Annotated in this window: 24 protein-coding genes; 14 read left to right on the top strand and 10 right to left on the bottom strand. The window is 65.4% G+C overall.

Translation table 11 applies throughout. The features are described from left to right. From GTH22_RS19085 to GTH22_RS19065, 5 genes are all read right to left on the bottom strand, one after another. Complete coding sequence (locus GTH22_RS19085; RefSeq protein ID WP_252947173.1) at nt 1–750, bottom strand: sugar phosphate isomerase/epimerase; 750 nt, start codon at nt 748–750, stop codon at nt 1–3. 21 nt (nt 751–771) lie between these two features. Further along, nucleotides 772–1,848 carry an ABC transporter ATP-binding protein gene (locus GTH22_RS19080; RefSeq protein WP_252947172.1) on the bottom strand — a complete coding sequence of 359 codons (1,077 nt, stop codon included), beginning with the start codon at nt 1,846–1,848 and terminating at the stop codon, nt 772–774. Nucleotides 1,849–1,851: 3 nt separating this feature from the next. Then, complete coding sequence (locus GTH22_RS19075) at nt 1,852–2,781, bottom strand: ABC transporter permease subunit (protein WP_252947171.1); 930 nt, start codon at nt 2,779–2,781, stop codon at nt 1,852–1,854. Continuing rightward, nucleotides 2,774–3,664: a carbohydrate ABC transporter permease gene (locus GTH22_RS19070; protein ID WP_252947170.1), complete on the bottom strand. Its 891-nt coding sequence runs from the start codon at nt 3,662–3,664 to the stop codon at nt 2,774–2,776. The genes GTH22_RS19075 and GTH22_RS19070 overlap by 8 nt, the downstream gene beginning before the upstream one ends. Nucleotides 3,665–3,742: 78 nt before the next feature. Beyond that, entirely contained in the window at nt 3,743–4,975 is a 1,233-nt protein-coding gene (locus GTH22_RS19065) for an ABC transporter substrate-binding protein (RefSeq protein ID WP_252947169.1), read from the bottom strand. 228 nt (nt 4,976–5,203) lie between these two features. Here GTH22_RS19065 and GTH22_RS19060 point away from each other — a divergent pair, with 228 nt between their 5' ends. Continuing rightward, nucleotides 5,204–6,241, top strand: a complete 1,038-nt coding sequence (locus tag GTH22_RS19060) for a substrate-binding domain-containing protein (RefSeq protein ID WP_252947168.1) — start codon at nt 5,204–5,206, stop codon at nt 6,239–6,241. A 22-nt stretch (nt 6,242–6,263) separates the two neighbouring features. Here the strand turns inward: GTH22_RS19060 and GTH22_RS19055 are convergent, their stop codons facing one another. Continuing rightward, complete coding sequence (locus tag GTH22_RS19055) at nt 6,264–7,649, bottom strand: NAD(P)H-dependent oxidoreductase (RefSeq protein ID WP_252947167.1); 1,386 nt, start codon at nt 7,647–7,649, stop codon at nt 6,264–6,266. A 179-nt stretch (nt 7,650–7,828) separates the two neighbouring features. Between GTH22_RS19055 and GTH22_RS19050 the strand changes: the two genes are divergently transcribed. The 4 genes from GTH22_RS19050 to GTH22_RS19035 are packed head-to-tail and all read left to right on the top strand — an operon-like array spanning nt 7,829 to nt 11,377. Next, nucleotides 7,829–8,677 (top strand): transketolase, encoded by an 849-nt coding sequence (locus GTH22_RS19050; RefSeq protein ID WP_371928373.1) that lies wholly within the window; start codon nt 7,829–7,831, stop codon nt 8,675–8,677. Then, nucleotides 8,674–9,717, top strand: coding sequence for a transketolase family protein (locus GTH22_RS19045; protein WP_252947166.1), 1,044 nt, complete (start codon nt 8,674–8,676; stop codon nt 9,715–9,717). Before GTH22_RS19050 ends, GTH22_RS19045 begins: the two co-directional genes overlap by 4 nt. Next, nucleotides 9,710–10,612 (top strand): NAD(P)-dependent oxidoreductase, encoded by a 903-nt coding sequence (locus GTH22_RS19040; protein ID WP_252947165.1) that lies wholly within the window; start codon nt 9,710–9,712, stop codon nt 10,610–10,612. The genes GTH22_RS19045 and GTH22_RS19040 overlap by 8 nt, the downstream gene beginning before the upstream one ends. Nucleotides 10,613–10,618: 6 nt before the next feature. After that, nucleotides 10,619–11,377: an SDR family NAD(P)-dependent oxidoreductase gene (locus GTH22_RS19035; RefSeq protein WP_252947164.1), complete on the top strand. Its 759-nt coding sequence runs from the start codon at nt 10,619–10,621 to the stop codon at nt 11,375–11,377. A gap of 32 nt (nt 11,378–11,409) precedes the next feature. Here GTH22_RS19035 and GTH22_RS19030 read toward each other — a convergent pair whose 3' ends face one another. From GTH22_RS19030 to GTH22_RS19020, 3 genes are read right to left on the bottom strand one after another with little or no spacing between them, the layout of a single operon-like run. Next, complete coding sequence (locus tag GTH22_RS19030) at nt 11,410–12,366, bottom strand: LysR substrate-binding domain-containing protein (RefSeq protein ID WP_252947163.1); 957 nt, start codon at nt 12,364–12,366, stop codon at nt 11,410–11,412. 12 nt (nt 12,367–12,378) lie between these two features. Continuing rightward, complete coding sequence (locus GTH22_RS19025) at nt 12,379–13,224, bottom strand: fumarylacetoacetate hydrolase family protein (RefSeq protein WP_252947162.1); 846 nt, start codon at nt 13,222–13,224, stop codon at nt 12,379–12,381. Nucleotides 13,225–13,267: 43 nt separating this feature from the next. Then, entirely contained in the window at nt 13,268–13,978 is a 711-nt protein-coding gene (locus tag GTH22_RS19020) for a GntR family transcriptional regulator (RefSeq protein ID WP_252947161.1), read from the bottom strand. Between the two features lie 244 nt (nt 13,979–14,222). Between GTH22_RS19020 and GTH22_RS19015 the strand changes: the two genes are divergently transcribed. From GTH22_RS19015 to GTH22_RS18990, 6 genes are all read left to right on the top strand, one after another. Continuing rightward, nucleotides 14,223–15,239 carry a TRAP transporter substrate-binding protein gene (locus GTH22_RS19015; RefSeq protein ID WP_252947160.1) on the top strand — a complete coding sequence of 339 codons (1,017 nt, stop codon included), beginning with the start codon at nt 14,223–14,225 and terminating at the stop codon, nt 15,237–15,239. Nucleotides 15,240–15,366: 127 nt separating this feature from the next. Continuing rightward, nucleotides 15,367–16,179, top strand: a complete 813-nt coding sequence (locus GTH22_RS19010; protein WP_252947159.1) for a TRAP transporter small permease subunit — start codon at nt 15,367–15,369, stop codon at nt 16,177–16,179. A gap of 3 nt (nt 16,180–16,182) precedes the next feature. Beyond that, nucleotides 16,183–17,775 (top strand): TRAP transporter large permease subunit, encoded by a 1,593-nt coding sequence (locus GTH22_RS19005; RefSeq protein ID WP_252947158.1) that lies wholly within the window; start codon nt 16,183–16,185, stop codon nt 17,773–17,775. Between the two features lie 75 nt (nt 17,776–17,850). Continuing rightward, entirely contained in the window at nt 17,851–18,939 is a 1,089-nt protein-coding gene (locus GTH22_RS19000) for a mandelate racemase/muconate lactonizing enzyme family protein (RefSeq protein WP_252947157.1), read from the top strand. Nucleotides 18,940–18,951: 12 nt separating this feature from the next. After that, nucleotides 18,952–19,893 carry a phytanoyl-CoA dioxygenase family protein gene (locus GTH22_RS18995; protein WP_252947156.1) on the top strand — a complete coding sequence of 314 codons (942 nt, stop codon included), beginning with the start codon at nt 18,952–18,954 and terminating at the stop codon, nt 19,891–19,893. A 30-nt stretch (nt 19,894–19,923) separates the two neighbouring features. Continuing rightward, the gene (locus tag GTH22_RS18990; protein ID WP_252947155.1) at nt 19,924–21,417 is read left to right on the top strand and encodes a UxaA family hydrolase; all 1,494 of its coding nucleotides are present in this window, start codon (nt 19,924–19,926) and stop codon (nt 21,415–21,417) included. A 5-nt stretch (nt 21,418–21,422) separates the two neighbouring features. Here the strand turns inward: GTH22_RS18990 and GTH22_RS18985 are convergent, their stop codons facing one another. After that, nucleotides 21,423–21,881 (bottom strand): hypothetical protein, encoded by a 459-nt coding sequence (locus tag GTH22_RS18985; protein ID WP_252947154.1) that lies wholly within the window; start codon nt 21,879–21,881, stop codon nt 21,423–21,425. A gap of 92 nt (nt 21,882–21,973) precedes the next feature. On the opposite strand from GTH22_RS18985, the gene GTH22_RS18980 reads away from it, so the two are divergent. The 3 genes from GTH22_RS18980 to GTH22_RS18970 are packed head-to-tail and all read left to right on the top strand — an operon-like array spanning nt 21,974 to nt 24,650. Then, nucleotides 21,974–23,038: a Gfo/Idh/MocA family protein gene (locus tag GTH22_RS18980; RefSeq protein ID WP_252947153.1), complete on the top strand. Its 1,065-nt coding sequence runs from the start codon at nt 21,974–21,976 to the stop codon at nt 23,036–23,038. Nucleotides 23,039–23,040: 2 nt separating this feature from the next. Then, nucleotides 23,041–23,934, top strand: a complete 894-nt coding sequence (locus GTH22_RS18975; RefSeq protein ID WP_252947152.1) for an NAD(P)-dependent oxidoreductase — start codon at nt 23,041–23,043, stop codon at nt 23,932–23,934. After that, nucleotides 23,931–24,650, top strand: coding sequence for an SDR family oxidoreductase (locus GTH22_RS18970; RefSeq protein WP_252947151.1), 720 nt, complete (start codon nt 23,931–23,933; stop codon nt 24,648–24,650). The genes GTH22_RS18975 and GTH22_RS18970 overlap by 4 nt, the downstream gene beginning before the upstream one ends. Nucleotides 24,651–24,688: the final 38 nt, after the last annotated feature.

Here is a 24,688-nt window from a genome sequence, read left to right as displayed (position 1 = left end):
TCAAAGCTCCTTCACGGCGGCAATGGAGCGCTCTGCAAAGCGCCGCGCGTCACTCGGCTTGTCATGCTCCATCACGAACAGGTCCACGCCCGCGCCCCTCAGAGCCGCCATCAGCCCGGCCCAATCCATCGTGCCGTGGCCCACATCGGCCCAGCCGTCTTCATCCTCGCACTCCCCCTCGGGGGCGATGTCCTTCACATGGGCCGTGGTGATCCGGCCCTTCCACGCGTCGATCCACTTCAGCGGATCGGCCCCGCCGCGCACCACCCAGGCCACGTCCATCTCCCATTCGATCTCGGGGGCGAGGTCGAGGATCACATGCATCGGCAGGGTGCCATCCGGCAGCGCCATGAACTCCCAATGGTGGTTGTGCCAGCCAAAGCGCAGCCCCGCGCCCCTCACCCGCTTGCCCGCCTCGCTGAGCCGATTGGCAAGGTCCTTCCACGCGCCCAGATCGGCGCCGTTGCGATACGCGTCGGTCGGCGCCGGGCAAAACACCCGCTCCATGCCAAGCACCTTGGCGGCCACCATGCTCTTGTCGAAATCCTCCTCGAAGGAGGCGAGCGGAAAGTAATGCCCCGAAGGCATCGCCAGCCCGTTCTCGTCAAGCAGCGCCTTGAAGGCATGGGGGTCTTCGTAAACCCCGCCAAACCCCTCGACATTCTCGTAGCCGAGCGAGGCAAGATGCCTGAGCACCTCCTCCCAAGGCCCGGCATCGCGGGAGGAATAGAGCTGGTATGAAATCGTCATGTTCGGTCCTGTCGTATCGGCTCAGAGCCGGGTTTCGTCCGCTTTATCAAAGAGATGCGCGCGCTCGGCCGAAAAGCCGAGCGGCAGGGGCGCGCCGGGGGCGATCTCGGTCTGCCCGTCGATCCGCACCCACACATGCCGCCCCGCCACATCGCAGCGCAGCAGCGTGTCCGAGCCGAGCGGCTCCACGAGGTCCACCGTCGCCTCCACCTGAAAGGGCTTGCTCGCGGCCAGCTCGTCGCTGGCGATATGCTCGGGCCTTATGCCGAGCCATGCCGCGCCCTCCCCCGGCGCGCCCTGCCAGCCATAGCCCTCCAGCGGGATCGAAAGTTCGCCGGTCACAAACCGCCCGCCCTGCACCTCGCCCTCGAAGAAATTCATCGTCGGAGAGCCGATGAACTCGGCCACGTATTTGCTGGCCGGGCGGTTGTAGATTTCGTTCGGGGAGTCGAGTTGCAGGATCATCCCGCTTTTCATGATCGCGATCCTGTCGGCCAGCGTCATCGCCTCGATCTGGTCGTGGGTGACATAGATCATCGTGTTGCCCAGCGTCGCATGAAGCTGCTTGATCTCCACCCGCAGGTCGGCCCTCAGCTTGGCATCAAGGTTGGAGAGCGGCTCGTCGAACAGGAACACATCCACGTCGCGCACCAGCGCCCGGCCAATCGCCACCCGCTGCCGCTGCCCGCCCGAAAGCGCGGAGGGCTTGCGGTCCAGCAGCGCATCCATTTGCAGCACCTTGGCCGCCCGCTCCACCCGCTGTGCAATTTCCGCCTTGGGGATGCCCGCGTTCTTTAGGCCAAAGGTCAGATTGCCGCGCACCGTCATCTGCGGGTAGAGCGCATAGCTCTGAAACACCATGCCGATCCCGCGCCGCGACGGCTCCTCCCATGTCACGTTCTTGCCGCCGATCCAGATCTGCCCGCCGGTCACATCGAGCAGCCCGGCGATGCAGTTGAGCAGGGTCGACTTGCCGCAGCCCGAGGAGCCGAGCAGCACCAGAAACTCTCCCTGCTTCACTTCGAGGTTCAGGTCGCGCAGCACCTTGACGGCGCCGAAGGACAGATCGAGGTGTTTGATTTCAATACTGTTTTCCATGCCTCAACCTTTGACCGCGCCCGCAGCGATGCCACGCACGAAGAGCTTTCCCGAGATGAAGTAGATGATGAGCGGCACCAGCCCGGTGAGCAGGGTCGCCGCCATGTTGACGTTGTATTCCTTCACCCCCTGCACCGAGTTGACGATGTTGTTGAGCTGCACCGTCATCGGGTAGAGGTCGGGCTTGGTGTAGACCACGCCGAATAGGAAATCGTTCCAGATTCCAGTGACTTGCAGGATCATCGCCACCACGAAGATCGGCAGGGACATTGGCAGCATGATCTGAAAGTAAATCTGCCAGAACCCCGCCCCATCGACCCGCGCCGCCTTGAACAGCTCCTCTGGCAGCGAGGTGAAGTAGTTGCGGAACAGCAGCGTCAAAATCGGCATCCCGAAGACCGAATGCACAAGGATCAGCCCGGTCAGCGAGCCGTACAGCCCGATCTCCCGCAGGATGATGACGATCGGATAGAGCATCACCTGATAGGGGATGAAGGCCCCGAAGATCAGGATGGTGAAGAAGATATCCGCCCCCTTGAACCGCCAGTTCGCCAGCGCGTAGCCGTTGACGCTCGCGATCAAGATCGAGAGCGCTACCGAGGGCACCGTGATCCGCACCGAGTTCCAGAATCCGCGCGAAAGCCCGTCGCAGTTCAGCCCGGTGCAGGCCTCTGCCCATGCTTTCACCCATGGCTGAAAGGTAATCTCCACCGGCGGCGCAAAGATGTTGCCCAGCCGGATTTCGGGCATCCCCTTCAGCGAGGTCACGATCATCACGTAGAGCGGCAGCAGGTAGTAGAGCGCCACCACGATCAGCGTGCCGTAGATGAAGATGTTGCGCCGCGAAAACCGGCGGCGCGGCTTGGGGCCGCTCGGCCCCTCGAGCGCATCGGCCCCGACGGCGGCGGTGGCAAGGATGCCCGGATCAGACACGCTTCTTCCCCCCGAATTCCAGATAGGCCCAGGGGATGATGACGATCAGCACCGCCAGCAGCATCATCGTCGAGGCGGCAAAGCCCTGCCCAAGGTTCTGCCCCTGAAACATGTAGTCATAAACGTATTTCGCCGGCACATCCGAGGCGATCCCCGGCCCGCCTCCCGTCTGCGCCACGATCAGGTCGTAAAGCCGCACGATGCCGCTGGCGATGATGACCAGCGTGGTGATGAACACCGGACGCATCATCGGAATGACGATGAAGATATAGGTCTTCCACATCGGAATCCCGTCCACCCGCGCCGCCTTCCAGATCTCCTGATCTATGCCGCGCAGCCCCGCCAGCATCAGGCACATCACCAGCCCGGTGCCCTGCCACAGCCCGGCGATGAGCACGCCGTAGATGACGATATCGGCGTCATAGAGCGGGTCGAAATCAAAGCTCGTCCAACCCATCGCCCGGATCACCGACTGGATGCCGAAATCGGGGTTGAGCAGCCATTGCCAGACAAGGCCGGTCACGATGAAACTGAGGGCGAAGGGATAAAGCAGGATGGTGCGGAAGGTGTTTTCAAACCGGATCTTCTGGTCGAGCAGCGCGGCGAGCACGAAGCCGATCACGAGGCTGAACACCACCATGCACGCGCCGTAGATCATCAGGTTCTCGATCGCCACGTTCCAGCGCTCGGTGCTCCAGAGCCGCTCGTATTGCTGCAAGCCCACGAACTTCTCGCGCGGCAGCAGCTTGGAGTTGGTGAAGCTGTAAACCACCGTCCAGATCGTGCCGCCGGTGAAAACCACCAAGGCGGTCAGCACCATCGGGATGGCGGCGATCTTGGCGTTGATGTTCCTGAAAAGCCCTGACGGGCGGGCCGAAGCCATGGCGCTCCCCTCTTCGCACAGTCGCACTGCCCCGGAACCGGGCCACTTGCGCGGCCCGGCCCCTGGGTAGACGCGAGATCAGTCCTTGTTTTCCACGATCCCGACAAAGCGCGCCTGAGCATCCTCGGCGCTGATCGACGGATCCTGGAAGAACTGAACGAAGAGATCGTTGAGCTGGTTGTTGGTGTCTTCGGTGTTCAGCATGTTCACGTCGGGCATGGTCTTGCCGTCGGCGAGCAGCTGGAGGCCCTTCTTCATGCAGTCATTCGCGGCGGCGAGGTCCACATCGCCCCGGATCGGCAGCGAGCCTTTCTTGAGGTTGAAGGCCACCTGTGTCTGCGGCGCCAGCAGGGTCGCGGCCAGCGCGTCCTGCGCCGCCTCGATCTCGGCATCGCCGGTCTCGGGGAAGTAGAAGGCATCGCCCCCGGTCGAGAGCACCTCGATCACCCCGAGGCCCGGCAGGCAGGTGTAATCCTCACCGGCTTTCTGGCCCGCCACGGCAAATTCGCCCTGCGCCCAGTCACCCATGATCTGCCCGCCGGCCTTGGCGGTGATCACCATGTTGGTGGCCTGATTCCAGTCCTGCACGTTGGAGCCTTCGACCATGCCGCGCATGTCCTCGGCGGCCTTGAACACGCGGGCCATCTCCTCACCCCCGGCCAGCTCGGCATCTCCGTCGCCATAGATCTTCTGCAACACGTCCGGCCCGGCCAGCGTGGCCATCAGCACGTTGAACGCGCCCGAACTCTGCCAGCTCTGCCCGCCCAGGGCCATCGGCTGAATGCCCGCCTCCTTCAGCGCGGGCGCGGCGGCCACGAACTCGTCCCAGTTGGTCGGCACCTCGACGCCGGCATCGGCAAACGCCTTGTTGGAAAGCCACAGCCACTGCCACGAATGGATGTTCACCGGCGCGCAGTAAATCTTGCCATCAACCGTGCAGGCATCCAGCAGGCTCGGCGGGTTCACGATATCCTTCCAGCCCTCGGCCTCGGCCACATGGGTCATGTCGCGCAGCAGCCCGGCCTCGATCAGTTCCTCGGCCTGCCGCCCGTGGTTGAACTGGAACGCCCCCATCGGGTCGCCCCCGATGATCCGGCTCACCATCACCGGGCGGGCGGTGCCCCCGCCCCCGGCAATCGCGCCGTCGACCCACTTGTGGTCAGTCTGGCTCTCGAACTCGGTGGCAAACTGCTGCACGGCAGCCGCCTCGCCGCCCGAAGTCCACCAATGGGTCACTTCGAGATCGGCAGCCGAAAGGGCGGTGCCCGCGCACAGCGCCGTACCCGCCATCAGAATGGTGCGAAACGTCATCTCTATTCCTCCCTGCGGGCGCTGCGCGTGGCAGGCCCTTACGTTTTCAACGCCGCCTCCACGGCGCCTGTAATCGTTTACATGTTCAGGGCCTCCTCGCCCGTAAACTTCAAAGCCCATGAACTCTCGGGCTTGTATGTAAACGATTACATGGATAGTTTCCGGCACTGCCGCCCTTGTCAAGCGCCGCGTTATCGCTATCAGGCAAGGCGGATGGGAATTTTTTCAGTGGCTCAAAAAACGGTCAGAATTCGGGATGTTGCGCGGGAGGCCGGGGTTTCGACGGCCACGGTCAGCCGGGCATTGTCCAACCCCGACCTGCTCACCGAGAGCACACGCAAAGCGGTGGAAGATGCCGTTCGAATCACCGGCTACCGGGTAAATCATGCCGCGCGAAACCTGCGGATGCAGAAGGCCGGTGCGGTTCTGGTGCTGGTGCCCAACTTGGGCAACCCGTTCTTCAGCACAATTCTTGCCGCGATTTCCGAGAGCTTCGCGGGCAGCGATACCTCGGTGCTCATTGCCGACACCGCCAGCAGCGCGTCCGGCGGACGCGAACTGGCCGGATACTTTCTCGACGGGCGCATCGACGGGATGATCTCGCTCGATGGCGGCCTCGCCCCGGCGGATCTCGAGGCCTTCGATGCCGCCGGGGTTGCCGACCGTATCGTCTTTGCCTGCGAATGGGTCGATGGGGCCAGCCTACCTTCGGTGCGCTCCGACAATGAGGAAGGGGCGCGGCTGGCCGTTCAGCATCTCTACGACCTCGGCCATCGTGACATTGCCCATGTGACCGGTCCGGCAGGCAATGTGCTCACCAAGGCCCGTCGCGCCGGAATGCTGGCCGAACGCGCGCGCCTCGGCCTGCCCAGCCGCGATGACTGGATCATCCGTGGCGACTTCTCGCTCGCCTCGGGCCGCGAGGCCGCGCAGCGGATCATCGCCATGGAGGAGCGCCCGAGCGCCGTGTTCTGCGCCTCCGACCAGGTGGCCTTTGCACTGATGTCCACGCTCAATGCGGCAGGGGTGCGGGTGCCCGAGGATATCTCGGTCGTGGGCTTCGACGATATCGAGTTGAGCAAGGTCTATACACCGGCCCTCACCACCATCCGTCAGGACCGGCACGCCCTTGGCCGCCAGTCAGCCCGGCTCCTGCTGGAGCGCATCGCCTCGGCAGACGACCCGCTGGCCGCCTCCGGGCAAGGCCGGGTTGAAACGATCAGCGTCGAGCTGGTCGCCCGGCAAAGCACCGCCGCCCCGTCCTAGAACGACAAGGCGGCGAGGTCGATCAAGCGTCGGCCAGAGCGGGCTTTGCCGCCTGGGTATCCGCCGGAGCAGGCGACAACAGCCGCCGCTGCTCATCGCGCAGGGCATGGATGTCGAGATCATCGACGATATCCACATCGTCAAGGCTCACAACCTGATCGCGGCTGACCGGGCGCTTCAGCTTCACATGGTGAGCCAGCCCGATGGGCAGCGCATTGAGCGCGGCCGATTCCGTTGCCGGAATCGCCTTCGCCCAGACCTTGAAGCCACCTTCCCCATCGAGGAACTCGCCCGCCTGAAAGTTGCCCTTCGCCGTCGCCACCGCATCCGCCCGGAACAGCCGCGAACTGCCGGTCGGCTCGCCGCGCAGGCAGGCCGAAAGCACCGACATCGCGGTTTCCAACCCGATCAGGTGGAAGGGCCGCCACATCGAGCCATACCAGCCGCTCTTGTCGGTCATCAGCCCGTATTGGTTGAAGCACTGGCGGGTGTATTCGTTCGGCGCCTTGAAGGTCACGAACATGCCGTACTGGATGTTGTTCAGCACCGTGCGCCCGTCCGGCTCGCGGGAGGCGGCGATATCGACAATCCCCGCCTTCTCCAACTGCCCGCCCTCGCTCACCGGCTTGAACACTTCGGCAAGGTCCTGAAGCCCGGCGGGCGGAAAGGCCAGCCCGTCCTTCGGGCAGTCCATGCCGGTCGCATTGGCCACTGCCGCCATCTCGATGGCCGCCTTGGTGCCATCGGTGAAGGAGTTGTACATCTTCGGATTGAAGTCCCCCGAGGCCACCTGCTCGGGCGTGAAATCGAAGTAGTCCCACACCGTATCGGGGGTGGAGTAGCGATAGGAGGGGCAGAAGTTCATGCCCTTGCCCGCCGCCACCAGCTCAAAGCCGCAGCTCTTGACCCAATCCACCAGCTCGCACATCGCGGCGGGCTGGTCGCCATAGGCCATCGAGTAGACCACGCCCGCCTTGCGCGCCTTCTCGGCCAGCAACGCGCCCACCATCACATCGGCCTCGACGTTGACCATGACCACATGCTTGCCCGCCTCGATCGCCGCCAGCGCGTGCCGCGTGCCCGCCAGCGGGTGTCCGGTGGCCTCGATGATGCACTCGATCTCGTCGCAGGCCATCACCTCGGCGGCGCTGTCGGTGATCCATGTCTTGCCGGTGCTCAGCGCATCATCGGCGGAGGCCGCGCCGTATTGCTCCTCCGGCCAATGCACCCGCGCAAAAGAACCGCGCGCCTTTGCCGGGTCCAGATCGGCCACCGCAACCACGTGCAGCCCCTCGATATGCCGCGCCTGCGCAAGGATCATCGAGCCGAACTTGCCCGCCCCGATCAGCCCCACGCGCACCGGCTTTCCCCCTGCGGCCCGCGCCGCCAACATGCTTGAAAGGTTCATGGCTCAACTCCCTTGTTTCACCGGCAAACTAGGCCCGCACCGCCGGGAGCTTCCATCAAATTCTCCTATGCGATCTTTAAGACCAGCTTCACCACACTTTAAGAATACATCGTTGCCCGAGCCGCCCCGCCCTGCCAGAACCGCCTTCGGAGGAACAAGGCGCAAGGGAGGAGCGGCCAGTGGAACATGCGGCAGGATCGAACGTGAGCCTCGCCCGCCGGGCCTGGGCCATCCGACGCAACGCGCTGCGGATGGGCGAGGTGCAGGGGCAGGGATACATTGGGCAGGCGCTCGGATCGGCCGACGTTCTGGCGGTGTCCTACTTCCATGCCATGCGCTATCGCCCGGGCGATCCCGACTGGGAAGGGCGGGATCGCTTTCTCCTCTCCATCGGCCATTACGCCATCGCGCTCTACGCAGCGATGATCGAGGCCGGGATCCTGCCGGAAGACGAGATCGAAACCTACGGCATGGATGACAGCCGCCTGCCGATGTCGGGCATGGCCGCCTATACGCCGGGCATGGAAATCACCGGCGGCTCGCTCGGCCACGGCCTCGGCATCGCCGTGGGCATGGCGCTGGGGCTGAAGCGCAAGGGCAACGACGCCTTTGTCTACAACATGCTCTCCGATGGCGAGCTGGGCGAAGGCTCCACATGGGAGGCCGTCATGGGCGGCGCCGCATGGAAGCTCGATAACCTCATCGCCATCGTCGATTTCAACAACCAGCAGGCCGACGGCCCGACCATGGAGGCCCTCGCCACCGGGCCGGGCACCGAGGCCGCCAAATGGCAGGCCTTCGGCTGGCACGCCGAGGAGGTCGACGGCAATGATATCGAGGCCGTCGTGGCCGCCTTCGACCGCGCCCGCAACCTGACCGAGCCAAAGCCCCGCGCGATCATCTGCAATACGAAGATGTGCAAGGGCGTGCCCTTTCTGGAAGAGCGCGAAATCACCCATTTCGTCCGCGTCGAGCCCGAGGAATGGGCCAAGGCGCTGGCCCATCTGGACCGGGAGAAACCCGAATGAGCATCGGCCCCAACTCCCGCCGCACACCGGCCCATATCGCCCGGCCCAAGCCCGCCGAGCGCGGCGCGCGCACCTCCGCCATGATCGCCTCGCTCGATGCCGAGGGCCGCGATACCATCGCCGCCCCCTTCGGCCACGCGCTGGTCGACCTCGCCAAGACACGCGAAGATATCGTCGGCCTCACCGCCGACCTGAGCAAATACACCGACCTGCATGTCTTCGCGCAGGCCTACCCCGACCGGTTCTACCAGATGGGCATGGCCGAGGCGCTGCTGATGTCGGCGGCGGCAGGCATGGCCCGCGAGGGCTTCACCCCCTTTGCCACCACCTACGCCGTCTTCGCCTCGCGCCGCGCCTATGACTTCATCGTCATGGCGATTGCCGAGGAGAACCTGCCGGTCAAGATCGTCTGCGCCCTGCCCGGCCTCACCACCGGCTACGGCCCCTCGCATCAGGCCACCGAAGACCTCGCCATCATGCGCGGCATGCCGAACATGACGGTGCTCGACCCCTGCGATGCGGTGGAAACCGATCAGGCCACCCGCGCGCTGGCCGACTATCCCGGCCCCGCCTACATGCGTCTGCTGCGCGGCAAGGTGCCCAACGTGTTGGGCGAATACGGCTACAAGTTCGAGTTGGGTAAGGCCAAGGAAATCCGCCCCGGCAGCGATTTGCTCTTCGTCTCCTCCGGCTTCATGACCATGCGCTGCCTCGATGCCGCCGCCGCGCTGGAGGCCGATGGGGTGAGCTGCGCCGTGCTCCACTCGCCCACCATCAAGCCGCTCGACGAGGCCACCATCTGCGCCGAGGCGGCCAAGGGCGGCAGGCTGGTGGTGACGGCCGAAAACCACTCCATCACCGGCGGCCTCGGTGAAGCCGTCGCCGGGGCGCTGGCCCGCAATCAGGTGCATGTGCCCTTCCGGCAAGTCGCCCTGCCCGACGAGTTCCTCGACGCGGGCGCCCTCCCTTCGCTTCACGATCAATACGGGCTATCGGTGGCCAGCATCACCACAAGGGTAAAGGGCTGGCTCAATGACTGACACGAACACTGGCACCGCAATCATCGGCCTCGGCGTCATGGGCCGCGGCATGGCCAAGAACATCCTCGCCGCGGGCATCCCGCTGACAGGCTTCGACATGGCCCAGCCCGCGCTCGACGCGCTTGCGGCAATGGGCGGCACCCCCGCCAGCTCCGCCGCCGAGGCCGCAAACGGCGCCTCGCTGCTGGTGCTGATGGTGGTCAACGCCGCCCAGGCCCGCGCCGCGCTGTTCGAGGCCGGTGCCGCCGAGGCGCTCTCGCCCGGCGCCACCGTCATGCTGTCGTCCACCGTCGCCCCCTCCGCCGCCCGCGCCATCGGCGAGGACCTGGCCGCGATGGGCCACCACCTGCTCGACGCGCCGGTCTCCGGCGGGCAGGTCGGGGCCGAGGCGGGCACGCTCACCATCATGGCCAGCGGCTCTCCCGCCGCCTTCGCCCGCGCTGAAAAGGTGCTCGAGGCCACCGCAGGCACGCTGCACCGCCTTGGCGATGAGCCGGGCATGGGCGCCACCTACAAGGTCGTCCACCAGCTCGCCGCCGGCGTGCACATCGCCGCCGCCGCCGAGCTGATGAGCTTTGGCGCCAAGGCAGGCTGCGATCCGGCAAAGCTGCACGAGATCGTCATGGCCTCGGCAGGCGCAAGCTGGATGCTCGGCAACCGCGGGCCCCGGATGATGGAGGCCGACCCCGAAGTCACCTCCACCGTCGAGATATTCATCAAGGACCTCGGCCTGGTCGAGGAAACCGCCAAGGAGGCCGAGGCCCCCGTGCCGCTCGCCGCCCTCTCGCTGCAACTCTTCTCCGCCGCCCGCGCCCTTGGCCACGGCAAGGCGGACGATGCCCTCGTCATCCGCGCCTATGAGGCGCTCACCGGAAAACCCGTTCACGAAAGCTGAAGTCCAATGCCCGACCTTCTCACCGGAAAGACCGCCATCATCACCGGCGCCGCCAGCCCGCGCGGCCTCGGCAAGGCCACCGCGAAGCTCTTCGCCGAGCACGGCTGCCGCGTGGCGGTGCTGGACCTGGATGCCGATGCAGCGGCTTCGGCTGCGGCGGACCTCCCCGGCGAGGGCCACATCGGGCTGGCGTGCAATGTCACCGACAAGGAAGCCTGCGAAGCAGCCTTTGCGGCGGTGCTGGCGGCTTTCGGGCAGGTCGACATCCTCGTGAACAACGCGGGCATCACCCAGCCGCTGAAATTCATGGAGATCGCACCCGAGAACTACGAAGCCGTGCTCGATGTGAACCTGCGCGGCACCCTCTACATGAGCCAGGCCGCCCTGCCCCACATGCGGGGCCGCAAGAGCGGCTCCATCGTCAACATGTCCTCCGTCTCCGCCCAGCGCGGCGGCGGCATCTTCGGCGGCCCGCATTACTCCGCCGCCAAGGCCGGCGTGCTCGGTCTCACCAAGGCCATGGCCCGCGAGGCCGCGCCCGACAACGTGCGCTCCAACGCGATCTGCCCCGGCTTCATCGCCACCGACATCACCGCAGGCAAGCTGACCAACGAAATGAAGGCGATGGTGCTCGACGGCATCCCGATGGGCCGCGCTGGCGAAGCCTCCGACGTGGCGGGCTGCGCCCTCTTCCTCGCCTCCGACCTCGCCGCCTATGTCACCGGCTCCGAGGTGGACGTGAACGGCGGCTCACTGATCCACTAGCCCTCGCGGGCGGGTTCATTGACGGGCCCGCCTCACCCGGTCAGCTCAGTCACACTCTCGAAGCTCTCCACCACCAGCCCATGCCGCGCCACGATGCCGGCCACCTCGGCATCGTGCAGTTCGGCCTCCTCGGCAATCCAGCCCAGAAAGATCTGCACCGCCCGTCGCCCCAGGTAGCGACTCGGGCAGATCGCCCAATGCGCTGGAAACCGCAGCACCGGCACCTGCGGCGTGACCGGCACCAGCCGCCCCTCGGCCACCTCGCGCCCCGCCACCACCAGCGATTCCAGCACCATCCCTATCCCGTCGAGCGCCAGCTGCAGCGCCATCGAGGAGCGGTCCATCAACAGCGTCTTGCGGTTGGCCGGGGTCTCTATACCGTTGCGCAGCAACCATGTGTCCCACTGGCAGAGGTTGCGGGCCGAGTCGATGAACCGCCCCGCCTCCAGCGGATTGCCTTCCAGCCGGGCCAGGTAGTCCGGCGTCGCCAGCGGCAGAATGTGATCCTCGACCACCGGCTCCACATGCATGCCGCGCCAGTCGCCGGTGCCATAGCGAATGTCGAGATCCATGATCTCGCGGTCGAAATCTGTGGGATCTGGCGCGGCATCCACCCGCAACTCCCACTCCGGGTGCTTTTCGACAAAACGCGAAAGCCGCGGCCCCAGCCACAGCACCCCGAACGACGGCGCGACCCGCAAGTTCAGCCGCCGCGTCTCCCGCGACCGCCCGAGGTTCTGCCGCGCATCCTTCAGCATCCGCAACGCGGTGCCCGCCGATTGGTAAAGCTGCTCCCCCTCCAGCGTCAGCGAAAGCTGCCGCCCGTCCCGGCGAAACAGCTTCACGCCAAGCTGCTGCTCCAGAAGCTTGATCTGCTGGCTGACGGCCGAGGGCGAAACCGAAAGCTCTTCGGCAGCGCGGGAGAGCGTGCCCCGCCGCGCCACCGACTCGAAATAGAGAATGGCATTGAGGTTTTCCGTCCGTGCCATCCCCGTCTCCCGTTACTGCGCCGCAACGGTCTCCTGCCGCTGACGCCCGAGGCCTTCGACCTCGATTTCCATCACGTCGCCCGGTTTCAGGAACCGCTGTGGCTTCATCCCCATGCCCACGCCCGAGGGCGTTCCGGTGGCGATGATGTCGCCGGGCTGGAGCTTCATGAAACGGCTCATGTAGCTGATGATCTCGGCCACGGTGAAGATCATGTCATCGGTGTTCGAATCCTGCACCGTCTCGCCGTTCAGGTCGAGCGAAACACGCAGCGCCTGCGGGTTGGGCACCTCGTCGGCACTCACCAAGTACGGGCCGGTCGGGCCGAAGGTGGGGGCCGATTTGCCCTTGATCCACTGGCCGCCCTTCTCGATCTGGAATTCGCGCTCGGAGACATCGTTGATGGTGCAATAGCCCGCGACGTAGCTCAGGGCATCTTCCTCGGAGACGTAGAGCGCCTCCTTGCCGATCACCACGCCAAGCTCCACTTCCCAGTCACCCTTCACCGAGTCGCGCGGAATGATCACCGGATCGAAGGGGCCGGAGAGCGCGCTGGAGGCCTTCGAGAAAATGATCGGCTCCTTGGGCGGCTCGGCGCCGGTTTCCTCGGCGTGCTTGGTATAGTTCAGCCCGATGCAGAAGAAGTTGGGCACGCTTGCCACGCAGCTTCCGATCCGGCCCGGCTCTTCGACCACCGGCAGGCTGGTCACGTCGATCGCGCGGATCGCTTCCAGCGCCTCCAGCGACACACCGGCACCGGCGAAGTCATCGACCTTGCCAGAAAGATCACGCACCTTCCCGTCACTATCGAGAATGCCGGGCTTTTCCGCGCCCGCGGGACCAAAACGCAAGAGTTTCATAGGCTTTGTCTTCCTTTTGCTGAGAATATCCGGGGCGAGGGCGTCACTTAGCCGTGGTGACGTCGCTCGCCTTGTCTGTTGCCTGCGGGGTCTGAAGCTCGCCCACGCGGGTGTTCGTATCAAAGTGCCGCCGGATCTGGCGGCGCAGCGCATCGAGGTGGGCCGAAATCGTCGCCTTCACCCGCCGCTTGTCGCGCTCGCGCAGGCCTTCGATGATTCCGTTGTGCTCGTCGAACACGCGTTGCTGGCTGCGCCCGATCCGGCTGCCCAGAAACCGCGCGCGCCACATCTTGGCAAGATAGGCGCCGTGGGTCTCGGCCAGCGCCGGGTTTCCGGCCGCGCGGACGACGGCGCTGTGAAATTCCATGTCGATCTCGAACAGGTCGATCTCGTCGGTCGTGGGGGCCAGCTCTTCCATCCGCGCCTGCACCGCGGCGGCGGCATCTATATCGGCCTCGGTGGCATTAACCACTGCCAGCTCGCCGGAGAGCAGTTCGAGCGCCTTGAGCACTTCGAGGTTGTCGACCACCTCTTTCCAGGTCGGGTCAGAAACGATCGGGCTGCGCGACGGGCGAAGTTCCACCAGCCCCTCCAGCGACAGGATTCGAATCGCCTCCCGCATCGGGGTCCGGCTCACACCAAGCTCGGCCGCGTTGTCGCGCTCCTTGATGGAGGCACCGGGGCGCAGTTTTCCCCGCAGGATCTCCCGCCGCAAACGCTTTGCAATTTGCTCGGGCAGCAGTTTGTCCGACATCTCCGGCCTCTTTTGAGCGATTCCCCCCAGGCACAGGCGATTTGTGGGCATCTGCCCGGAAATCAACCACCAAAAAGTGCCTCTCCGGCAAATTTGGTATACCAAAACCCGTTGATTGTCGACATGGCTTCCGATAGTTTCACGCGAGATGGTATGCCATCTGTCGCCGCGCGTTGGAGGACGCGCAGTACGAAAAGCGGTGCCGCCCGGGGAGGGTAAGGGCCGCGCAGGGAGGTAACTCTAGATGAAACTTTCGACCGTTTTCTCAACGGCCACGGCCGCTGCCCTCGTGGCAGGCGCCGTGTCCGCTGATCCGATCACTCTTCGGATCCAGACCCACTATGCCACCGAGCATCCCACCGGCCAGGCGCTGGCCACTTGGATCGACGACGTCCAGACCATGTCCGGCGGCGACATCACGATCGAGATGTTCTACTCCTCGTCCGTGGTTGCCACGACCGAGACCTTCGACGCCGCCATCAACGGCATCGTCGACTGCGACGCCACCGGCGGCGCCTACCAGACCGGCAAGAACCCCGCGTTCCAGTTCGTCGGCGACATCATGGGTGGCTACGACACCCCCTGGCAGCAGTATTCCTGGCTCTACTACGGTGACGGCTACGCCGCCGCTCAGGAACTCTACAACGCCCAGGGCATGCAGCTCATCGGCTGGTCGATCTACGGCCAGGAGTCGCTCTCGTCCTCCAAGCCGCTCAACGGCTTCGAAGACCTGAAAGGCTGGAAGTTCCGTTCGCCCCCCGGCATGGAAACCGAGATCTTCGAAAAGCTCGGCGCCTCGCCGATCGTGATGGACTTCACCGAGATCTTCACCGCGCTGGAAACCGGCATCATCGACGGTGCCGATGCCTCGGGCCTCGCCAACAACGTCGGCCTCGGTCTCTATGACATCGTGAAGCACGCCACCTACCCGGGCTTCCACTCCATGCCGTCCGACCACCTCGCCTGCAACAAGGACGTGTGGGACGGGATGACCGAGCAGCAGCGCCGCATCATCGACACTGCCTGGCAGAAGCTCTCCTTCCAGATCGCGCTGTCGAACGAGAAGGCCAACGCTGAAGCCGCCGCCGAGCTCACCGCCAACGGCGTGACCCTCTACGACTGGTCGCCGGAAGACCGCGCAGAGTTCCGCAAGGGTGCTCAGGCTGCATGGGAAGACTGGGGCACCCGTTCGCCGGAAGCCGCCGCGCTTCTCGCCAGCCACAAGGCTTACCTCACTCAGCTGGGTCTGATCAGCGAGTAAGCATCTGTCGGAGCGCGGTTTTCGGACCGCGCTCCACACCCGCGACGAGCCCCGCCAGCCGGGGCTCGCCGCTTCTTCGCAGCACGCAAGGCTGCACTCATCACATGACCGCTTGGGGAGGCGCGCCGTGTCGGAAATTCTCGAAAAAGAAAGCGTATGGCTCGGAGGGCTGCGAGGCCCGGTCCGGATTGCGGCCATCGGCTTCACTGCACTGGCGGGGCTGGTCTGGCTCTGGCTGATCGTCAACAACCTGATCTTCGACGATGCCTACGGCATGCACGAAATGATCCGCCCCTCGGGCAAGCCCGTCGTCTACCTGATGCTCGGCTCGGCCTTCCTGTCGATCCTCTTCGGCTCGATCTACCTCTCGGACTTCATCGGTCCGATCGAGGATAAGCCCGCAGGCTTCTTCGACATTCTTTCGCTCGTCACCTCGCGCATGGCGATGATCATGATCGGCCTGATCGTGATCGTCATGTTCTACGAGGTGGTCTCGCGCTACGTATTCTCGCGGCCCACGCTCTGGGCCAACGAGCTTTCGCTCTGGATCGCCGGCGTGGTGTTCCTGTTTGCCGGGCAGTACGCCATGCAACAGCGCAGCCACATCCGGATCTACGTGATCTACGACATCATGCCCCGCTGGGCCCAGAAAACCGCCGATTGCGTCTCGGTCGGCCTCATCGTCGGTTTCACCTTCGCGCTGGTCTGGGGCGGCTACGGCGATGCCAAAACCCGCCTGCTGCGGATGGAAACCTTCGGCACGGCATGGGATCCGCCCATTCCCGGCACCATGAAGGCCACCATTCTCTTCATCATCTGCCTCGTCGCAGTGCAGGCCGTCTCCAACCTCATCGCAGATTGGAACAAGGCCCCCGAGCACCACACCGACGAGCTCGACGAGCAAGAGATCGAAAACATCCGCAAGACGCTGGAGGACTGATCAATGGTCGATATCGGCACCCTCAGCCTGCTCGTTCTTGCAGGCATGTTCATCCTGCTTGCCATCGGCATGCCCCTCGGCTTCGCCTCCGCCTTCCTCGCGGTGGTGACGCTAATCCTCAAGTTCGACGTCGACATCCTGTTCCGCGACTTCGGCAAAGGCCCCTTCTCGGTGCTCGGCCAGGCCGTGTATCGGCAGATGACGAACTACGTTCTCATCTCGATACCCCTGTTCATCTTCATGGCAGCCCTGCTCGAACGCACCGGCATCGCCAAGGACATGTACAACTCGCTGAACGTCTGGCTTTCCCGGATGCGCGGCGGCATCGCCATCGTCACCTCGGTCATGGCCGTCATCATGGCTGCAATGTCGGGGATCATCGGCGGCGAAGTGGTGTTGCTGGGCCTCATCGCCCTGCCCCAGATGCTGCGGCTCGGCTATAACCAGAACCTCGCCATCGGCACCATTTGTGCCTCCGGCTCGCTCGGCACCATGATCCCGCCGTCCATCGTGCTCATCTTCTACGGGCTGGTGACGGAAACCTCGATCAAGGCGCTCTTCACCGCGTCCTTCCTGCCCGGCTTCATGCTGGCCTCGTTCTTCATCGTCTATATCCTGATCCGAACCAACCTGAACCCCTCGCTGGCCCCGCTGCCGCCCGAGGAAGAAGGCGCCGTTGTGGGCAAGGAAAAGGGCATGCGTTTCCTCGGCTTCCTCGCCTACTTCGGGCTCTGGATCACCGGCGTGCTGTTCCTGCGGGCGGTGTTCTTCTGGGCCACCGGCGAGGGCTACATGACCGAAGGCGTAGATCCGATCGCGCTCGGCATGGTCTATCACATGCCCTGGATCGCGCTGGCCTTCGCGCTCTGCCTCGGCGCCGTGTTCCTTGTGGGACGCGAGCGCACCAATGAAGGCTGGGAGATGGGCAAGGGCCTCGTTGCCCCGGTCATCGTCATCGGCGTTGTGCTCGGCTCGATCTACATGGGCATCACCGGTATCACCGAGGCCGCCGGCATGGGCGTGGTGGCGGTGTTCACCATCTCCGTCCTGCGCCGAGAGATGACCTTCGATATCGTCTGGGACAGCCTAATGCGCACGCTCAAGTCCACCGGCACGATCATCTGGGTCACCATCGGTGCGGCAGCCCTCGCGGCAGCCTACACCCTCGCGGGCGGGCCAACCTATGTGGCCAACCTCATCCTCGCCGCCGACCTGCCCACCATGGGCGTGATCCTTGCGATGATGCTGATCTTCCTCATCATGGGGATGTTCATGGACTGGGTCGGCATCGTGTTGCTGATCATGCCGGTGTTCCTGCCCATCGTGCTCAAGCTCCCGGTTGAAGAGCTCGGCTTCCTCGGCGGGCTCGAAGCAAGGCACGTGGCGATCTGGTTCGGCGTGGTGTTCTGTATGAACATGCAGGTCTCCTTCCTGTCGCCACCCTTCGGCCCCGCGGCCTTCTACCTCAAGTCCGTGGCCCCGCCGCACATCACCCTCACGGCGATCTTCCGGGGCTTCCTGCCCTTCATCTGCCTCCAGCTTCTGGCCCTCGCGGTCCTGCTGGTCTGGCCGCCGATCGTCTCGGTCTTCCTTTAGACCACACCCTTTCGCCGGGGCGGCCCAGCGCCGCCCCGGCCCCACCTTTCCAGGCCGCAAGGAGCTCGCAATTCCATGGCCCAGATCGACCGCCTTCAGGCCGACCATTACATCATCCCGCTTCCCAACGTGCTCGAAGACTCGATGCACGGCGCGATGGAGAATTTCGAGGTCATCACCGCCCGCGTCACCGACAGCGACGGCGCGGAGGGGATGGGCTACACCTACACCTGCGGCGTCAACGGCGGCGCCATCGCCAATATCCTCACCCGTGAGATGGCCCCCCGCGTCCAGGGACGCGACGCAGACCTGATCGAAGCGATTTGGAAAGACCTCTGGTGGGCCACCCATTACGGCGGGCGCGGCGGCCCAACGGTCATGGCTCTCTCCGCGCTCGACATGGCGCTCTGGGACCTCAAGGCCAAACGCGCAAACCTGCCCCTCTGGCGCCTGCTCGGCGGCTATGATGCCACCGTGCCCTGCTACATGGGCGGCGTCGATCTGCACCTCTCGCCCTCCGAACTGGTCGACCAGACTCACCGCAACTTCGGGAACGGCCACCGCCACATCAAGATCAAATGCGGCCGCGACGCACTCCGCGAAGACGTCGCCCGCATGTCCGCCATGCGCGACGCCTTCGGCCCCGACATGCCGCTGATGACCGACGCCAACATGAAGTTCACCGTCGATCAGGCCATCCGCGCCGCCCGCGCCTTCCGCGACTTCGACCTCACGTGGTTCGAAGAGCCGATCCCGCCCGACGATCCCGCAGGCCATGCCCGCATTCTCTCCGAGGGCGGCGTTCCGCTGGCCACCGGCGAAAACCTCCGCACCCTCTGGGAGTTCAAGACCCTCTTCGACTCACGCGGTATCTCCTACCCCGAGCCGGATGTTACAGGCTGCGGCGGCGTCACCGGCTTCATGAAGATCGCCGCGCTCGCCGAGGCCCACCACCTGCCCGTCACCAGCCACGGCGCCCACGACGTAACCGTGCACCTGCTCGCCGCCTGCCCCAACCGGAGCTACCTGGAAATGCACAGCTTCGGGCTGAACGACTACATCGAAACCCCGCTGACCGTCGTTGAAGGCCACGTCACCGCCCCCGAAACCCCGGGCCACGGCGTCACCTTCGATTGGGACCAGCTGGAAACCACCCGCGCCTGAGGAGGAACCGAAATGCTCACCCAAGCCCAGATCGACACCTTCAACACCGAAGGCGTCCTCGTCGTCGACAACGTCCTGCCCGCCGCCGTGCTGGAGGCCGTGAAGGCCGAATACACCACCCTGCTCGACCGCCTCTACGACGGCTGGCATGCGGAAGGCCGGGTGCCAGCGCCCGGCGGGATGGATTTCTGGCAGAAGCTGCTGGTGAGCTACGAGGCCGGCTGCGAGTGGTTCCAGCCGATGGACATCACCCTGCCCGGCAGCGAGATCCACGCCGACACGCCGATGCACCAGGGCCCCGCCGTCTTCGACATGCTCCGCTGCGACCGCCTGCTCGACCTCGTCGAATGCCTGATCGGCCCGGAGATCACCTCCAACCCGATCCAGCACGTCCGCCTCAAGCCCCCCTCGCGCACCCTGCGTGGCTCCGAGACCACCGCGCACATCATGGCGACCGACTGGCACCAGGACCGCGCCGTGGCCCACGCCGAGGGCGACGACACCGAGATCGTCACCGTCTGGCTCGCCATCTCCGATGCCACGCTGGAGAACGGCTGCCTGCAAGTGGTCCCCGGCAAGCCGCAGATGTACCCGCACTGCCCGCAGAAACAGACCTCCATCGCGCCAGGCCTGCTCGACGAGACCAAGGCCCGCCCCCTCCCGGTCAAGGCCGGCGGCGCCGTGCTCTTCCACCCGCTGACCCCCCACGCGTCGCTCGACAACGTGTCTGACACCTTCCGCTGGTCCTTCGACATCCGCTACAACGTCACCGGCCAGCCCACCGGCCGCGCCCACTTCCCCGATTTCGTCGCCCGCTCGCGGGCCAACCCCGAAAGCGAGCTGAAGGACTGGCGCGTCTGGAAACAGATGTGGGAAGACACCCGCACCCGCCTCGCCCCCGAGCCGCATATTCCGATCCACCGCTGGGACGGCACCGCCCCCGTCTGCGCCTGACCCACTCCCATACTCAATTACGAGCCAATCATGAGCCAAACCGTCCGCCTTTCGCCCGACGACAACGTCGTCACCGCCATCACCCCGCTCGAAGTCGGCACCGATGGCGCCACCCAGCTCATCCCGCGTGGCCACAAGATGGCCGCCGAGGATATCGCCAAGGGCGCGCCGGTGCGCAAATACGCGCAGGTGATCGGCTACGCGGCAGAAGACATCGCCCAAGGCGCACACGTCCACAGCCACAACCTCGAGTTTCGCAACGTCGACACCGCCTACGAGTTCTCCACCAACCTGCGGCCCGTCGCTCCGGCCACCCGGCGCGATACCTTCAAAGGCTACCGCCGCGCCTCCGGCAAGGTCGGCACCCGCAACTACATCGCCGTGCTCACCTCGGTGAACTGCTCCGCCACCGCCGCCCGGATGATCGCCGCCCACTTCACGCCCGACAAGCTGGAGGCCTATCCGCAGGTCGATGGCGTCGTCGCCTTCGTCCACGGCACCGGCTGCGGCATGGCGGGCGATGGCGATGGCTTCGAGGCGCTGCAACGGGTCATGTGGGGCTACGCCAAGAACCCCAACATCGGCGCGGTGCTGATGGCGGGGCTGGGCTGCGAGATGAACCAGATCGACTGGCTGATCGAAGCCTACGGCCTCGTGCCCGGACCGCTGTTCCAGACCATGAACATTCAGGATGTCGGCGGGTTGCGCAAAACCGTCGAGCTGGGCATCAAGAAGATCGAGGCCATGCTGCCGCTGGTCAACGACGTGCAGCGCGAAGAGTGCCCCGCCTCCGATCTCACCGTCGCCCTGCAATGCGGCGGCTCCGACGCATGGTCCGGCGTCACCGCCAACCCCGCCGTCGGCTACGCCTGCGATCTGCTGGTGGCGCAGGGCGGCACCGGCGTTCTGGCCGAAACCCCCGAGATCTACGGCGCCGAGCACCTGCTCACCGCCCGCGCCGTCGACCGCGCCACCGGCGAAAAGCTCATCGGCCTCATCAAGTGGTGGGAAGATTACACCGCCCGCAACAAGGGCTCGATGGACAATAACCCAAGCCCCGGCAACAAGAAGGGCGGCCTCACGACCATCCTCGAAAAGTCCCTCGGCGCGGCGGCAAAGGGCGGCACCACGCCGCTGGTGGGGGTCTACAAATACGCCGAAGAAGTCACCGCCAAGGGCTTCACCTTCATGGATTCCCCGGGCTACGACCCGGCCTCCGTGACCGGGCAGATCGCCTCGGGCTGCAACCTCGTCTGTTTCACCACCGGGCGCGGCTCCGCTTTCGGGGCCAAGCCCTCGCCTTCGATGAAGGTCGCCACCAACACCGAGATGTTCAACCGGATGACCGAAGACATGGACGTGAACGCAGGCCGCATCCTCACCGGCGGCGCCTCGGTTGAGGAGGTGGGCCGCGAGATCTACGAGATGTGGCTGCGCATGGCCTCGGGCGAGCAGAGCAAGTCCGAGGCGCAGGGCCTTGGCGATTACGAGTTCGTCCCTTGGCAGATCGGGGCGGTCATGTGAGGCCGCTATTCGACCACGAACACCCCTTCCACCTGCTGCGGCGGCTCACTGTGGTCGCGCACGATGAAGTCATAGCTGCCCGCCCGCATCGGGTGGAAGCTGAACTTCACCGTGCCCGGCTCGTCGCATTCCAGCGCCCTGAAGCCGAGCCCCTGCATGTAGATCTCCATGTCGCCAACGGAGACCACGCGCACATGGGCGTTGGTCATCAACCCCTCGGATTCAAAGTGAAATCCGCTCTGGTCATCCACCGCATCCGGGCAGGTGAAGTTGAACCGGTAGTAGCCCCCCAGCGCCAGCTTGAACTCGGTCGCCGACACCTCCGGCGCCCCGCCCTCGCCCGTCTTCACCATCATCTCGATATCTTCCGGCGGAAAGCCCCCCACCTCGCCCGAGGTCTGCTCGGACAGCGCGGCGCAGGGCATTGCGGCAAGGGCCATGGCCCCGATCATCTGTTTCAGCATGTCGTCTCCTCCACTTGTTCGCCTCCCGATTGTAGGGATCGACAGCGGGCTGTGACGGCAGACCTTCGGATCACCCGGCAGGAGGCCGCTTGATGACCACCCCTCTCCCGCTCTGCATCATCGGCGCAGGCTCCATCGGCATGCGCCACGTCGAGGTCGCGAGCCTTTCGCCCGCCGTGCAGATCACCGCCGTGGTCGAGCCCCACGCCCCCCGCCGCGCCGAGCTGGAAGCGCAGGGCCTCACCGCCGTGGCCAGCATCGCGGAGGTTCCGGCCGAAACCCGCGCCGCCGTCATCGCCACCCCCACGCAAGACCACGCCGCCTCAGCATCTGCCTGCCTGTCGCGCGGCTGGGCCGTGCTGGTCGAAAAGCCCACGGCGGCAACGCTCGACGAGGCCCGCACCCTCGTCACGCAGGCCGAAACCGCAGGCCTGCCGCTCTTCACCGGCCACCACCGCCGCTGCCACCCGTTTTCCATCGCCGCCCGCGACGCGCTGGCCGAAACCGGCGATCTCGTCGGCGTGCAGGGCCTCTGGTCCCTGCGCAAGCATGACACCTACTACGATGTCGACTGGCGCCGCGCCCCCGGCGCAGGCCCCTTGCTCACCAACCTCACCCACGAGATCGACCTGCTGCGCTTCTTCGTCGGCGACATGACAGAGGCCACCGCCCTGCTCTCCTCCGCCCGGCGCGGCTTTGTCATTGAAGACACCGCCGCCGTGGCCTTCCGCTTTGCGGGCGGCGCGCTGGCCTCCTTCCTTGTCTCCGATGCCGGGGCCTCGCCCTGGAACTTCGAGGCCTCCAGCTACGAAAACCCGATCATCGCCGGATCGGGCGAGGATTACCTGCGTTTCGTGGGCACCGAGGGCGCGCTGGCCTTCCCCTCGCTCACCCGCTTTGGCCGCTCCGGCCCGGGTGAGATCGAATGGTCCAAGCCGCTGGCCCGCACCCCCGGCCCCGCCTTCGAGCGCATCGACCCGCTGCTCGCCCAGATCGAGCGTTTCGCCGCCGTCGCCTCGGGCGGCACCGATACCGTGCTCTGCACCGGGGCCGACGGGATCGCCGCCATGGAAATGACCCTTGCCGCCGCCCTCTCGGGCAAATCCGGCAAGCCGATCACCCCGGCAGAGGTGCCGGGCGACTATACGGGAGTTTGAAAATGTCGAAAGAAACCATAGGCTTCATCGGCCTCGGCCTGATGGGCCGCGCCATGGTCGGATGTTTGCAGGAGGCCGGACACCCGGTGATCGCCCTTGGCAACCGTGACCGCAGCGGCATCGAAGAAGCCATCGCGCGCGGCGGCTCCGAGGCCGCAAACGCCCGCGAGCTGACCGAGGCCGCCGATATCGTGATGCTCTGCATGGGCACCTCCGAACACGTCGAGGGGCGCATCTTCGGCGAGGATGGCGTGCTCGCAGGCGCCAAACCCGGCCAGATCGTGATCGACTTCGGCACCTCCCTGCCCGCCTCCACCCTCAAGATCGCCGCCGCGCTTGCCGAAAAGGGCGCGCTCTACCTCGACGCCCCGCTCGGGCGCACGCCGGCCCATGCCGAGAAGGGCCAGCTCAACATCATGTGCGCGGGCGACAAGGCGGGGTATGACGCGGTCAAGCCGGTGCTCGACACGCTGGGCGAAAACGTCTTCCACCTCGGCAAATCCGGCAATGGCCACACCATCAAGCTGATCAACAATTTCTTTGCGATGACAACCGCCTCCTCTATGTCGGAAGCCTTCGCCATGGCCGATGCGGCGGGCATCGAGCGCGGCGCGCTCTACGATGTCATGGCCGCCGGTCCCAACCACTCCGGCATGATGGATTTCATCCGCAACTACGCGATGAACGGCCAGATCGACCTCGCCTTCTCGGTCGCCAATGGCGCCAAGGACGTGGGCTACTACCGCCAGATGGCCGCCGACCTCGGCCTGCACTCCCGCATGTCCACCGCCGCCAATGCCACGCTGCAAGAGGCCAAATCCACCGGCGACGGCGAGATCATGGTGCCCGAGCTGGTCGACTGGATGGGCAAGAACCTTGGAAAGGACCCCAAATGAGACTCGCAGGCAAGAAAGCCTTCATCACCGCCGCCGGACAGGGCATTGGCCGCGCGATTGCCGAAACCTTCGCCCGCGAAGGGGCGCAGGTGGTGGCCACCGATCTCAAGGCCGATCTGCTGGACGGGCTCGACGCCGAGACCTTCGCGCTCGACGTGCTCGACCGCGCCGCGCTGACCTCCGCCATCCAGGCCGCCGCGCCCGATGTGCTGGTCAACTGCGCCGGGGTGGTCCACGCGGGCACCATCGAAGAGGCGAGTGACGCCGACCTCGACTTTGCCATCAACCTGAACGTCCGCGCGCAGATGCACGCCATTCAGGCGGCGCTGCCGATCCTGCGGGGCAAGGGCGGCGGGGCGATCGTCAATATCGCCTCCGTGGCCTCCTCGATCATGGGCGTGCCCAACCGCTTCGTCTACGGCACCTCCAAGGCCGCCGTGCTGGGCCTCACCAAATCCGTCGCCGCCGATTGCATCACCGATGCGATCCGCTGCAACGCCATCTGCCCCGGCACGGTCGACAGCCCCTCGCTGCACGAGCGCCTGCGCGCCACCGGCAATTACGAGGCCGCCATGAAGGCCTTCGTCGCCCGCCAGCCCATGGGCCGCATCGGGCTGCCGCAAGAGATTGCAGACCTTGCACTTTACCTCGCCAGCGATGAAAGTCGCTACATGACAGGGCAGTGCATCGCCATCGACGGCGGCATGTCGAACTGAGGCAATCCGCTTGAGCGATCCGTTACCAAGAGAAGACC

The sequence above is a fragment of the Oceanicola sp. 502str15 genome (assembly GCF_024105635.1).
Lineage (GTDB): Bacteria > Pseudomonadota > Alphaproteobacteria > Rhodobacterales > Rhodobacteraceae > Vannielia.
Note: the sequence above shows the minus strand (reverse complement) of the source record. Positions and strands in the feature narration are given on the sequence as shown.